General features: G+C 63.3%; 17 protein-coding genes and 1 pseudogene. 13 read left to right on the plus strand and 5 right to left on the minus strand.

Translation table 11 applies throughout. The annotated features are described in order from the left end of the window. Window positions 1–48: 48 nt before the first annotated feature. A complete protein-coding gene (locus LB553_RS20610; protein ID WP_224516147.1) occupies window positions 49–528 on the minus strand; it encodes a cupin domain-containing protein in 480 nt (159 codons plus the stop codon). Between the two features lie 84 nt (window positions 529–612). Between LB553_RS20610 and LB553_RS20615 the strand changes: the two genes are divergently transcribed. After that, complete coding sequence (locus LB553_RS20615) at window positions 613–1,197, plus strand: LysR family transcriptional regulator (RefSeq protein ID WP_224516148.1); 585 nt, start codon at window positions 613–615, stop codon at window positions 1,195–1,197. Between the two features lie 458 nt (window positions 1,198–1,655). Here the strand turns inward: LB553_RS20615 and betI are convergent, their stop codons facing one another. Then, entirely contained in the window at window positions 1,656–2,306 is a 651-nt protein-coding gene (gene betI / locus LB553_RS20620; protein WP_224516149.1) for a choline-responsive transcriptional repressor BetI, read from the minus strand. An 82-nt stretch (window positions 2,307–2,388) separates the two neighbouring features. Between betI and choX the strand changes: the two genes are divergently transcribed. Both choX and LB553_RS20630 read left to right on the plus strand, forming a co-directional pair. Continuing rightward, window positions 2,389–3,327, plus strand: a complete 939-nt coding sequence (gene choX, locus LB553_RS20625; RefSeq protein ID WP_224516150.1) for a choline ABC transporter substrate-binding protein — start codon at window positions 2,389–2,391, stop codon at window positions 3,325–3,327. Between the two features lie 11 nt (window positions 3,328–3,338). Next, window positions 3,339–4,160 carry an alpha/beta fold hydrolase gene (locus LB553_RS20630; RefSeq protein ID WP_224516151.1) on the plus strand — a complete coding sequence of 274 codons (822 nt, stop codon included), beginning with the start codon at window positions 3,339–3,341 and terminating at the stop codon, window positions 4,158–4,160. On the opposite strand, the gene LB553_RS20635 is transcribed toward LB553_RS20630, so the two are convergent. Next, window positions 4,161–4,919, minus strand: a complete 759-nt coding sequence (locus LB553_RS20635) for an NIPSNAP family protein (protein ID WP_224516152.1) — start codon at window positions 4,917–4,919, stop codon at window positions 4,161–4,163. Between the two features lie 280 nt (window positions 4,920–5,199). Here LB553_RS20635 and LB553_RS20640 point away from each other — a divergent pair, with 280 nt between their 5' ends. After that, the gene (locus LB553_RS20640) at window positions 5,200–5,820 is read left to right on the plus strand and encodes a TetR/AcrR family transcriptional regulator (protein ID WP_224516165.1); all 621 of its coding nucleotides are present in this window, start codon (window positions 5,200–5,202) and stop codon (window positions 5,818–5,820) included. Between the two features lie 53 nt (window positions 5,821–5,873). Here the strand turns inward: LB553_RS20640 and LB553_RS20645 are convergent, their stop codons facing one another. Beyond that, window positions 5,874–6,545 carry a hypothetical protein gene (locus LB553_RS20645; RefSeq protein WP_224516153.1) on the minus strand — a complete coding sequence of 224 codons (672 nt, stop codon included), beginning with the start codon at window positions 6,543–6,545 and terminating at the stop codon, window positions 5,874–5,876. A gap of 66 nt (window positions 6,546–6,611) precedes the next feature. On the opposite strand from LB553_RS20645, the gene LB553_RS20650 reads away from it, so the two are divergent. Next, the gene (locus LB553_RS20650) at window positions 6,612–7,742 is read left to right on the plus strand and encodes a metallophosphoesterase (protein WP_224516154.1); all 1,131 of its coding nucleotides are present in this window, start codon (window positions 6,612–6,614) and stop codon (window positions 7,740–7,742) included. Between the two features lie 37 nt (window positions 7,743–7,779). On the opposite strand, the pseudogene LB553_RS30715 reads toward LB553_RS20650, so the two are convergent. After that, a pseudogene (locus LB553_RS30715) lies at window positions 7,780–7,955 on the minus strand (CsbD family protein); the annotation flags it as partial. Window positions 7,956–8,075: 120 nt separating this feature from the next. On the opposite strand from LB553_RS30715, the gene LB553_RS20655 reads away from it, so the two are divergent. From LB553_RS20655 to LB553_RS20690, 8 genes are all read left to right on the plus strand, one after another. After that, the gene (locus tag LB553_RS20655) at window positions 8,076–8,780 is read left to right on the plus strand and encodes a glutathione S-transferase family protein (RefSeq protein WP_224516155.1); all 705 of its coding nucleotides are present in this window, start codon (window positions 8,076–8,078) and stop codon (window positions 8,778–8,780) included. A 105-nt stretch (window positions 8,781–8,885) separates the two neighbouring features. After that, a complete protein-coding gene (locus tag LB553_RS20660; protein ID WP_224516169.1) occupies window positions 8,886–9,026 on the plus strand; it encodes a hypothetical protein in 141 nt (46 codons plus the stop codon). Window positions 9,027–9,072: 46 nt separating this feature from the next. Continuing rightward, the gene (locus tag LB553_RS20665) at window positions 9,073–9,393 is read left to right on the plus strand and encodes an ArsR/SmtB family transcription factor (RefSeq protein ID WP_224516156.1); all 321 of its coding nucleotides are present in this window, start codon (window positions 9,073–9,075) and stop codon (window positions 9,391–9,393) included. Further along, entirely contained in the window at window positions 9,393–10,172 is a 780-nt protein-coding gene (locus LB553_RS20670; protein ID WP_224516157.1) for an SRPBCC domain-containing protein, read from the plus strand. The genes LB553_RS20665 and LB553_RS20670 overlap by 1 nt, the downstream gene beginning before the upstream one ends. 275 nt (window positions 10,173–10,447) lie before the next feature. After that, window positions 10,448–10,690: a hypothetical protein gene (locus LB553_RS20675; RefSeq protein ID WP_224516158.1), complete on the plus strand. Its 243-nt coding sequence runs from the start codon at window positions 10,448–10,450 to the stop codon at window positions 10,688–10,690. Then, the gene (locus LB553_RS20680; RefSeq protein ID WP_140751922.1) at window positions 10,690–11,097 is read left to right on the plus strand and encodes a hypothetical protein; all 408 of its coding nucleotides are present in this window, start codon (window positions 10,690–10,692) and stop codon (window positions 11,095–11,097) included. The genes LB553_RS20675 and LB553_RS20680 overlap by 1 nt, the downstream gene beginning before the upstream one ends. Window position 11,098: 1 nt before the next feature. After that, window positions 11,099–11,263, plus strand: coding sequence for a hypothetical protein (locus LB553_RS20685; protein ID WP_224516159.1), 165 nt, complete (start codon window positions 11,099–11,101; stop codon window positions 11,261–11,263). Between the two features lie 40 nt (window positions 11,264–11,303). Beyond that, window positions 11,304–11,633: a YkgJ family cysteine cluster protein gene (locus LB553_RS20690; protein WP_224516166.1), complete on the plus strand. Its 330-nt coding sequence runs from the start codon at window positions 11,304–11,306 to the stop codon at window positions 11,631–11,633. Window positions 11,634–11,710: the final 77 nt, after the last annotated feature.

The raw sequence follows: 11,710 nt of genomic DNA on the forward strand, positions 1-11,710 counted from the left end.
CAAGCGGAGATTGAGGGCGGGAAAGATGCAAATCGGTTGAAGGGAAGCTCACCCCATCGGCGGCCCGACAATGTCGATGCCGTTCTCGGCGCACAGTCTCGTCAGCGCCTCAATCATCTCTGGCGTCGGCACCGCCGCCGGCGGCAGGTCCGGCCGTTCGGCCGGGCGGCTAGCCTTTCGCACCATCGTCTCGAAGTCCGAACCGCGCGTCACTGTGAGCGTGCGCGCGCCTTCCGGAGACTCCACCCGGTAAGTGTGCGGCAGGCCTTTTGGCGCGAGCACCGTTTCGCCAGCGTCGGCAATCCGCTCGCGGCCGTCAAGGACGAAACGTATCCGGCCTTCGAGGATATGAAACACCTCGTCCTCATTGTGATGCACGTGCAGCGGTACGGAATCGCCGTAGGGCTGGCGGTGTTCGATGACACAGATGCCGTCCTCGCCATCGGCCGACGAAACCCGGATGGTGACGAGCGTGTTGTTGAACCAGAGGAGTTCCTTGCCTGCGATCGTCGCGTTGATCATTGTCATCATTGCTCTCCTTTTCGACGGTGACCCTAAGCAAGGACGAGCCGGTGATGGAAATCGAATGATCGTATGGGGCGGATTGACGCGATGAATTTGAACGCGCTCGACCTCAATTTGGTGAGAGTGCTAGACGCGCTCCTGCGCGAGAAAAGCGTGACACGCGCGGGCGAGCAGATCGGCCTCAGCCAGCCTGCAGTGAGTGCGGCGCTCAACCGACTGCGCCATGCGTTGAACGACCAGCTCTTCGTGCGGCGCGGCAACGACATGGTGCCGACACCGCGCGCCGAAAGCCTGGCGGAGCCGGTGCGCGCAGCGCTGCGCGAGATCGAGCGCGCCTTTCAGCCCGCGACCGATTTCGATCCGGCAAGGTTGGAACGAACCTTCACCTTCATGGGCGCCGATTTCTTCTCCATGCTCCTGATGCCGCCCTTTGCCGCTCGCATCGCGGCGGTGGCACCTGGTGTCTCGTTCCGCTTCCTCGACAGTGCTATAGGTGACGTCTCGAAGCTGCTGCAGGAGGATCGGATCGACCTCGCCTGGAGCGCCCGCTGGAGGTCGCGGAGTGGGTATCGAGCGTGGCGCTGTTCGGCTCGCCCTTCGCCGTCATCGCGGCGAAAGACAATGCCGCTCTCGGCCGGGCGGGCATCGCCGAGGGCGAAGAGGTGCCGATAGACCTCTTTTGTGCCCTGCCGCACGCGCTGCGCTCCATCGATGGCTCGATGTCGGGTTTCACCGACGATGCGTTGGGCAGAATGGGCCGGGCGCGCCGCGTCACGCTTGCCTTGCCGCATTTCCAGGCCGTTGCGCTGGCGGCGGCGAGCGGGCCCTATCTGGCGGCCGTTCCAACGCAGTTCGCGGTTCAAGCTGCAAAATCCTTGCCGATTGGTATCTATCGAGCACCGATCTCGATCCCGTCGCCGGCCGTCAGAATGTATGGCACGCGCGCCGCGACGATGAGCCACCGCATCGCTGGATCCGCGAGCAGATACTCGATGAGGTGGGAAAGCTCGGGTTCAAGGACTGGGACGGTACCGCGAGTGCTCATCCGGCGATATAGCCGCCGTTGAAGCGAAAATGCATCGCCGGCAACGCGGGCCGTCAAGCGCGGGAGCTATCGCCGGGTATAAACTTTATCCGGCCGAGGCTAGCCCGACCGGCACGGGCTGGCGCAGCGCCAGCCGCCCCGCGACGAAATCCTTGACCTGGCGCACGGCCTGCTCGCGCGTGACGCTGCCTGGCTGCAGGCCAAGCCTGAGCCACAGTCCGTCGATCAAGGCGGTGACGCCGAGCACGATCTCGTCGGCCACTTCCGCCGAAGCGAGGCCGCGCAGGCCGGACAAGAGGTTCGAGCGCATGCGGGCGTGGATGACCTTCTGGATGCGCGCCAGCTTCTCGTCGCGCGGCACCTCGGCGCAGAGCGACAGCCAGGCGTGGCAGAGCGGCGGCAGGAACAGGTGCTCCTCGAAATTGCCCTCGATCACGGCGTCCACCCGCTCCATTGGCGTCCGCGCCCGCTGAAGCCGGGCGACGACGGCGTGACAGAGCACGGCATTGGCCTCGCGCATAGCGTGCTCGAACAGCTCCTGCTTGTTGCGGAAATAATGCAGCACGATGCCCTTCGAGGCGCCGGCCTGGGCCGCCACCTTTTCCAGCGTCGCGCCGGCGATGCCTTCGCGCTCCAGAACAGTGAAGGCCGCCTGCCGCAACTCCCTGCGGCGAATGTCGCTGAGGCGCGTGAGTTTCACCGGATCGATCCTTGCATGACGAATCAACGTTGACATTTTCGTCCGTCCAGATCAATCATTGACCAATGGGACAATAAATAGACCGAAAGGTCAAGAGACAATGAGGAGAACCGGAACGATGTTGCGCATGCTTGCGAATGGCGTCTGTGTCGCGGCGTTGATTATGGCTTCCCCGGCGGCCCGGGCCGCCGAGGCTGACGGCTGCAAGACTGTCCGCATGGCCGAGCCCGGCTGGAACGATCTCGCCTTCACCACCGGCGTGGCCAAGGTACTGCTCCAGGCGCTCGGCTACGAGCCGCAGAGCGAGGTGCTCGGCATCAACGTCATCTACGAGGGGATGAAGAACAAAGACCTCGACCTGTTCCTGGGCTACTGGGACCCAGCCATGGTCACCTATTACGAGCCCTACAAAAAAGACGGCTCGATCGAGAATGTGCGCGTCAATCTGGTTGGCGCCAAATACACCTTCGCCGTGCCGACCTATGTCTGGGATGCCGGCGTCAAGGACCTGTCCGACCTGCACAAATTCGCCGACAAGTTCGGCAAGAAGATGTACGGCATCGAGCCCGGCTCGAACCAGCTCATGATGGACGCCATAGCTGACCCGCAATACGGGCTCGGCGGCTGGCAGGTGGTAGAGTCGAGCGAAGCCGGCATGCTCTCGGAAGTCGGCTACGAGATCAAGGAGAAGCAGTTCATCGTGTTCCAGGGCTGGGCGCCGCATCCGATGAACACGATGTACGACTTCAAGTACCTGACCGGCGGCGACAAGTTCTTCGGCCCGAATTTCGGCGCCGCCACCGTGACCACCCAGGTGCGCAAGGGATATCTGCTGGAGTGCCCGAACGTGGCGCAGTTCCTGAAGAATCTCGCCTTTGACATCGACATGGAAAATGTCGGCATGGGTTACCTCATCAACGACGGGATGAAGCCGGAGGATGGGGCGCTGAAGTCGATCACCTTGCACAAGGATCGCCTCGACGCGTGGCTCGCCGGCGTCACCACTTTCGACGGCAAACCCGGCCTAGCCGCGGTCAAGGAAAAGCTCGGACTGTGAGGCTGGCGCAATTGGACCTTCGTGACCAGGAGGCCGGACAGGCCGCCTGGGCCAGGCGCAAGCGGATCATCGATGTCGGCGGCCTCGACCTAGCCTATGTCGAGATCGCCGGTGCGGAGCCGCCGCTGCTCCTGATTCACGGCTTCACCGACACCAGCCGCAGCTTTTCGCTTCTGGCACCGCATCTCTCGGGCCGCCGGCTGATCGTGCCGGACTTGCGTGGCCACGGCGCCTCGCAGGCGAGCGAGGGCTGCGGCGTCGCCGATTTCGCCGGCGACATTGCCGGGCTGATGCAGCGCCTGCAGCTGAGCCGGCCGATCGTCGTCGGGCATTCGCTGGGCGGCATGGTGTCCATTGCACTCGCCGCGCGGCATCCGGAAAGGATCGGCGGGTTGGTGATCCTGGCCGGCACGCTGAAGCCCGATTTCGAACCGGGTCACCCGCTGGTCGACGGCGTCGCCGCCTTGCGCGATCCGATCTCGCCATCGAATCCGTTCTATGAGTGGTGGCATGCCTGCGGACCGGGCGTGCCGCGGGCTTTTCTCGCCGGCCTCGCGCAAGACGCGTCCGCGATTCCCGCAGCGCGCTGGCACGCCATCCTCGAAGAAATCCGCCGCACCGATCTGACCGCCGCGGCACGGGCCGTGCAAGCGCCGACGCTGATCATCGCCGGCGGGCTCGATCCGCTTTTCGGCGAAGGGCACCAGCAGTCGATGGCCCAGGCGCTTTCCGGATCCCATCTGGTGTGGGCGCAGGACTGCGGCCACAACCCGCATTGGGAAGACCCTGCCTTTGTCGCCAAGGCCATAGCGGGCATGTTGCCGAGCGGCTGACTATCTCAACAGCGACCGGGTCGTCGGCGTCAAGCGCAACGTCTCTGCCGGTTTCGTCGAAACAGCTTGCATGGTTTCACGAACCGCTTGCCATGCCGGTGAAGCGGCGAGGGCGGCCCGATAGCCCGCATGGACGTCGCCATCGTCGAAACCGACGGCTGCGATGAAGACGTTGTCGGCGGCACGCACAGGCAAACGCGGAAACGTGTTTTCGGCATGCTCGCTGATGAAGGCGCCGAGCAGCCGGGCACTGTTTGCCGCAAGCTGAGGAACCGCCGCCGCCTGGAAACGCTCGGCAAAACCGGCCTCGGCGCCTGGCTGCAAATGATGAATCGAGATCTCAACAAAGCCGGACAAGCGGCTCCGACCGCTCACAGTTTCGTCCTCGGCAACTGTCGGCCGAAGCAACCCTGAGAGATCAAACGCCGCATCAGGCCAGGCCGGCTTCAGCAACAGCACGTCGTCGGAATCGATCATCGTCGAATTGGCGGCATCGCGATGCGCGGCCCAGACCGGCCCGCCATAGAAGGCGCTCAGCGCGTCCTTCCTTGTCTGCATATCCTCAAAGCCGCGCAGCCAGACGAACATGTCGGGGCGGTCGAGATCGCGGAACTGGCCTATGACGGTCATACCGGTGGCTTCCTGCGTTTCGACGAACTCCCCGTCGAACAGTGCGATCAGCGTTTCGCGCTGCCCGGACTTCAGCGTGTATTGCCGAAGCTCGACGACGGGTGAGGCAAGGCGGGAAGGTGGGTTCATGGCCAGAATCTCAAAACAGGGTGGTCGTCCTGTTTATAAACAGACCGGTTGTCCTGTTTTGTCAATCTGCTATCGTGATTTTCCCCTTTTCCGCTTGTGGGAGAAGGTGGATCGGCGCGCAGCGCCGAGACGGATGAGGGGTGTTCCAGCGGAGCGAGACGCTGGCATCTCCGGGGCACCCTTATCCGCCCTCGCTTCGCTCAGGTACCTTCTCCGACGAAGGGGAAAAGGGGAGACCGACATGGTCATGCGCAAAAAGCGGACCAACGATCCGGAAGGCATGCGCCGACGCGTGCTCGACGTTGCGGAAGACACCTTCCAGGCGCGCGGCTATCACGCGTCGAGCCTCGGCGATCTGATGGCGGCGGCCGGCGTCACCGGCGGCGCGCTGCACCATCATTTCCCGACCAAGAAAGCGCTGGCGCTGGCGGTGATCGAGGAACGGGTAGCGGCAGCGGTCCGGGAAACCTGGATCGACCCGGTGCTGGCGGCGCCCTCGGCTCGCGAAGGCGTGCGAGCCGTGTTCGAGGCCGTGGCCGAAGAGCTCGAGCAACAGGGCTATGTGCGCGGCTGCCCGCTCAACAACTTGGCGCATGAACTGTCGCTGGCCGACGACGAGTTCCGCCTGGCGCTGGCCAGGATCTTTGCCGATTGGCGGCAGGCGATCGCTGATAAGATCCGGGCCGACCAGTTGGACGGCGGGGAGGGCGCAATCGATCCGGAGCGTTTTGCGGCGCTGACCGTGGCCGCCTATTCCGGCGCTATGTCGATGGCCAAGGCATCGCAAAACGCCGGAGTGTTGCGGGAGTGTTTGAAAGGGTTCGAAAATTTCGAGCTATCGCCATCGCGGGGTAGGTTGAAGCGGCGGCGTCGCGTGTTGCCACGGCCAAAGATCGGATAATATGCCTGCGGGGCGGAGGAGGCGTGAAAGATCGCGTCGACGACAATGACGCCTCACTCCCTCAACGGCTTGATCGTCTCAAACCCCACCTCGCTCTGTGCGCTCGTCCCCTCATCATACCGCCGCGCCAGCACCGCCTGCAGGTCGGGCGAATAGAGCGCGATGAAGGTGTCGATGACGTCGCCACTATCGCCGGTGATTGTTTCGCTGACCACGAGCACGTTGTATTTGCAGTCGCCGAGCTTATAGATGTCCTTGCCCTTGACAGCCAAAGCCAGAATCTCGGTGCCATTCGGCGCCTTTTTTGAAGACAGCCGCACGAATTCGGTCTTGCCCTTGGCGCCCGCCTTCAGCGGGAACAGCCTCTTCAAGTCGCCGAGCGGGATCATCGAGAGCCGCCCGGTGTCGCTATCGCGGAACACTTCGATCAACCCGGCATAGAGATACTGCGTCTGCGGTGAGTCTGACTCGTATTTGTTGGTGACCGCGACCATGCCGCCAGACGCTGGGCGGAATTCGCTGCGGATACCGGGCTTTTCGAGCACGAACCCGGCTTTGGCCGATTTGCCGTCGACGCAATCGGCAGCCTGCGCGGCGCAGGCGAGCATGGCGAACGTCATGCCGACTGTGAGGGTCTTCAGGTCTTCCTCCTTTGGATGCATGTTCCAAAGCAATGACAGACCCTCGCCGCGCTGTCGACCCAAGAGCTTTTCATGCCTTGGCATGAAAAGTCTCCAGCGCGATGCCGGGCAACTGGACGAGGCAGGTCGAGGGTGTTTAATCGGGTGACGATGAATCGCTCTTCGCCAGCAACCTTTTCGCGCCGCATCGTCATCGCCAGGATGGGAGGTCTCGCTGCCGCCTGCGCCTTGCCTCGCGCGTCCTTCAGCCAGACCGGCAAGCGCATCCAGCCGATCGACGCCACCTTCCTCTTCATCGCCGATATCCATGCCTGCCGAATGGCGAGCGGACTCAGCCCGAACTGCCTGCAGGAAGGCAAGACCGATGCAGCACTTCTGCGCAACGTCGCGGCCCTGAACGCGATTGCCGACAAGAAGTGGCCGGCCGAGATCAACGGCGTCTCCACCGGCCTCCATTCGGCCGGCACCCGCATCGGCAGGCCGCTCGGCCTCGTCACCGGGGGCGACATCACCGACGACGGCGGCGGCCAGGTCACCGAGCCCAGCGAAGGCACCCAGCTTCTGCAGTTCTCCCAGCGCTATCAGGAAGGCATCGGGCCCGACCGCGTCCATATCCCGGTCTATGTCGGGCTCGGCAATCACGATCTCGACCAGAACGGCTCACCGCCGCATGTCGAGTGGTATCGCCGCGAATTGCGCGACTATGTCGAGGTCAATCATCGCCCCGGCGTGTTCTTCAAGCCGCCGGTGCCGGCAACCGAATACGATGTCGACACCGACTGCTATTCCTGGGACTGGGGCGGCTTGCACCTCATCCAGATGCACCGCTTCGCCGGGGACACCGGGCACGGCGTACCGAGCAGCCTGCCCTGGCTGAAGCAGGACCTCGCCACCTATGCCGGCGACGGTCGTCCAGTCGTCCTGTTCCAGCATTATGGCTGGGACGCTTTCTCGACCGAGCGCTGGGACCCGGTGAAACGCACCTATGACGACGAGGGCGCCGGCCGTCCGCACTGGTGGGGCGAGGCCGACCGTCAGGCGCTGCTGGCCGCAATCAAGGGCTACAATGTCATCGCAGTCTTCCACGGTCATCAGCACGAAGTGCCGATGATCTATCAGCGCGACGGGCTCGATATCGTCAAGCCGAAGGCCGCCTATTTAGGGGGCTTCGCCCTGGCGCGGGTGACGGCCGGCAACATGGATGTGGCATTGGGCGAGGCGGTCGGCGATCACGGCGAGATCGTCTTCACCAATGCCTTGGCCAAGCAATTCCAGACATGAAAGGCCGCCTCGTGGCTGCCTCTTGCGACCGAAACCGGAAGACTTTGCGGACCTTATCCTTCACGTCGCCACAGGTCTTCTGCACCTTGCCAGCGAGCTTGTCGGCGGCGCTTCAGATCTGGGTTCGCCGGTTGCCGGTGGCCTTGCCGGCCGACTGCTTGACCGAACTCTTCATTGCTTGGTGATGCCGGCGACCTGATCCCTGTTCGCTATGCGCGCATCTCCTGGGTCTGCATGGGAGCTGGATGCGAGAGCCGCATCCGGCAGCCAAACGGACGCAGAGATTTTGGCCCGCAAGCCGGTGACTTTCGGCTCGAAGGTGAAGCGGCTAGGTTGGGCCGCAACCTGCATGAGGAGAGTCGGCCTTCTGAATTCACACTCTATGTCGGCAACAAGTGCTTTTCCTCCTGGTCGTTGCGGCCCTGGGTGGCGATGAAGCACCTGGAGATACCATTCGAGGAGGGTTTCGTGCGCCTGCGCACGCCGGAGACCGCCGCCAACCTCGCCAAGGTCTCGCCGACCGGCCTGGTGCCGGTCCTGGATCATAAACTGCCGAAGGGAGGGGGCAGGATCGTCTGGGAAACGCTTGCCATCCTGGAATATCTGGCCGATCTCTATCCAGAAAAAAGGCTCTGGCCGGAAGAGCTCGGCGCCCGAGCGCTGGCGCGTTCGGTGGCGACGGAGATGCACTCCGGCTTCCGCGAGGTCCGTTACGGCTGGCCGATGAATCTGCGCCGGCCGAAATCGCACAAGCCGCTCGATGCCGAGGGCGAGGCGCAGCGGGCCAGGATCGAAGCGATCTGGCGCCAGTGCCGCGAGCAATATGGCGAAGGCGGCCCGTTCCTGTTCGGCCATTTCACCGCGGCCGACGCCATGTATGCGCCTGTGGTCACGCGCTTCGACACTTATGGCGGCGAACTGGCGCCCGTCACCCGCGCCTATGTCGACGCGGTGTTGGCGACGCCGGCGATGCTTCACTGGTATGCGGAAGCGGCCGGAGAGCGTTGGCCCGAACCCGGGCCGCACGAACAGGATTGAGCGCGAGCCCCGTCCGCAAATTGCGTCAACTGCTCTGATGGGGACTTCAAGCCTTAGCGGACCAACGCGCAATCCAAGGCCGGACTCGAACACCGCCTCGCCACGATGGAAGCACTGACCGCCGAGGATATCGCCAACGCTATCCTCTATGCCGTCAGCCAACCGCCGCGCGTCAACGTCAACGAGATCCTGATCCGCCCCGACCGATCAGTAACGCTGCGGCGTCCGTCAATCAGGAGAAATTGACCGGAGCCGTCGTTCGGCATAATATGTAACCGAATGGATACGCATTATGCCGCAAGCTGAGCAGGACCGTTCCGTCTTCCGCGCCATCGCCGATCCAACGCGGCGCGCCATCCTCGACCGCCTGCGAAAAGGCCCGGCGCCGGTCAACGAGCTGGCGTCCGCCTTCGCCCAGAGCAGGCCTGCCATTTCCAAGCATTTGAGAATCCTGCGTGAACTCAGTGTGGTGTCCGAGCGGCGGCAGGGCCGCGAACGTGTCTACCGACTGGAACCGGCGGAGTTGAAGGACGTCGCGGACTGGATTCTGCCTTACCGCGATTTCTGGCAGCAGAGCCTCGGCAACCTGAAATCCTATCTGGAGAACGACTGATGGCCGTCAGCGACAGACCGCGCGCAATCGCCGACATTTCCACAGGCACCATCCTTGCTACGGTGACGATTGCAGCGCCGCCGCAGCGCGTATTCCGTGCCATCACCGCCGAGGATCAGATCCCCCTCTGGTGGGGCGCCGACAACATGTATCGGACAACGAAGCACGTGGCTGATGTCCGGCCGGGCGGCGCTTGGCGCTCCGAGGGCAAGGGCTCCGACGGCCAGGAATTTCACGTCGATGGCGAGTATCTCGAGGTTGAGCCGCCGCAACGGCTCGTCATGACCTGGAAGGCGCCCTGGGACGGCAACAACATCACAACTGTCAGCTATACGCTGGAGGCGGTCGAAAACGGCACGCAGCTTACATTGCGCCACGAAGGCTTCGGCCAGCGCCACGACTCCTGCCGCGATCACGGCTCGGGCTGGGAGCGGGTACTGGACTGGCTTGGCGACTTCCTCGCCAAGGAGACCGGTGCCAAGCCGCTTTCGGTCTTTCATTGCCGGCTGATCCCGCCGCGCCCGGATTTCGCTTTCACCTTGACGGAAGAGGAGCGGGCGCTGATGGCAGCGCATGCCGATTATCTGCGAGGCAAGCTCAACGAAGGCGCGGTGATCCTGTTCGGTCCTGTCGCCGATCCGGCAGGTCCCTGGGGACTTGGGATTGTCCGCGCCAGAGACGAGGCCGAAGTCAAGGCTCTTACGGATGCCGACCCGACAGTGCGCTCAGGCCGCGGTTTTCGCTATGAAATCCTGCCTATGATGAGCACGATCATGTGAGGCCGACGCAAAAACGCCTCTCGCGCTTTTCGGTGCGGGAGGCGTCTTTGTCAGCTCTCGTGAGATTGCTCTCTTGGATTGCTGATCACATTCCAATGTGCGCACGCTGGATTGGTTCCCGCCGTTGGCGTTTTTTCGGAAGCTGGCCGTCCATTTTTTGGCATCGCTGAATGCGAAGAAGGTCGGGCCGATATCCGACTTTTTCGTTTCCAGGAGTGGATTGTTCGTCACGGCTCGATTGTGATGTGCTAAGCAGCCGGCATCCGCAAATGTGAATGCTCCGAACCAGGAAGAAGATTTTGTCCCTAATTCCGAAAACATCCCGCGATCAGGCCGAGTCCCTTTTCAGCAAGTCCCGGACCCAGTCGATGTCGCTCAACCGCATCATGTCCGAACGGGATGCCGTCAGCCAGGCGAGGGAGGCCAAGACCGCGCGCCTGCGCGAACTGCGGCTGGAGAAGGAAGCAGAGACGGCTGCCCTCGCTGCCCCCGCCTCGAAACGCGCAAGCAAAGCCTGATGGCCACCAAACGCATCCCGCCAAGGCCGATCGCCGCCGACTCGACCATAGCTGATATGGTCGACGTTCTGGACAGACCAGTCGAATATGTCCGGCGCGTTTTGGAGAAGCTGGAGCGCTGCAGGCGCATCCATGGCGATGCCCAGGTGCGGCTTGGTGTGCGCAGCCGTGCCGAATGCCCGAACTATCTGATCGAGTATGTGCGAGAGGATCGCAAGACTCACGAACGCGTGGCCCATTGCGATGCGGCCTATAGTGGCAGCACGCATCGCGAACTGGCGCCGCATCACATCGAGGAGGCCAGGAACTGGTCACCGGAGGAAATGAACATTACGGCGGTTTCGGCACTGATCGGCCGCCTGCGCAATCCGCGTGCGCCGTCACCGCATGTCGCTGAAGAGAACTGATATGGCCATAAGATATTCCGCCAAGGGTCAGCCTGCCGAAAAGCCGACCAAGCCGTCTGCCGCGGGCCAGCCGGCCGCAGCTCCGAAAGCCGATGGACCGGTCGCGACCGATCTGTTCGAGACATCGGCGGAAGCGCCGCCGCGCAAGACGGGCAAGAAGAAATAGCGCCTTGCCGCACGACTCCGGCCACAGCCGCTTGCCTTGGCTGCCGGATCCGGCGGCCAAGGCAACTGCCGCCTTCGACTGCCAGGGCTGCGGCGCCTGCTGCGCCTATTCGGCCGAATGGCCGCGCTTTTCGACCGAGGAGGATGAGCAGCTCGATCGTATCCCGGCCGAGCTGATAGCCGCCGACCAGTCCGGCATGCGCTGCGAGGACGCGCGATGTTCGGCGCTCACCGGCGAGGTGGGCAAACATACGGCCTGTGGCATCTATGATCTCCGCCCCGATGTCTGCCGTGCCTGTATGCCCGGCGGCGACGACTGCCTGATGGCGAGGGCAGCGCATGGGCTGGCGCTCGCTAATCTCCCCCCTTGAGGGCATATGCGCTAAGATAGCTTTGGCATGGCTTGAAATTTGCGCTTTCGAGGTGGCTCGCGCCAACGATGTCGCAA

Source organism: Mesorhizobium sp. CA8 (assembly GCF_020164955.1).
GTDB lineage: Bacteria > Pseudomonadota > Alphaproteobacteria > Rhizobiales > Rhizobiaceae > Mesorhizobium.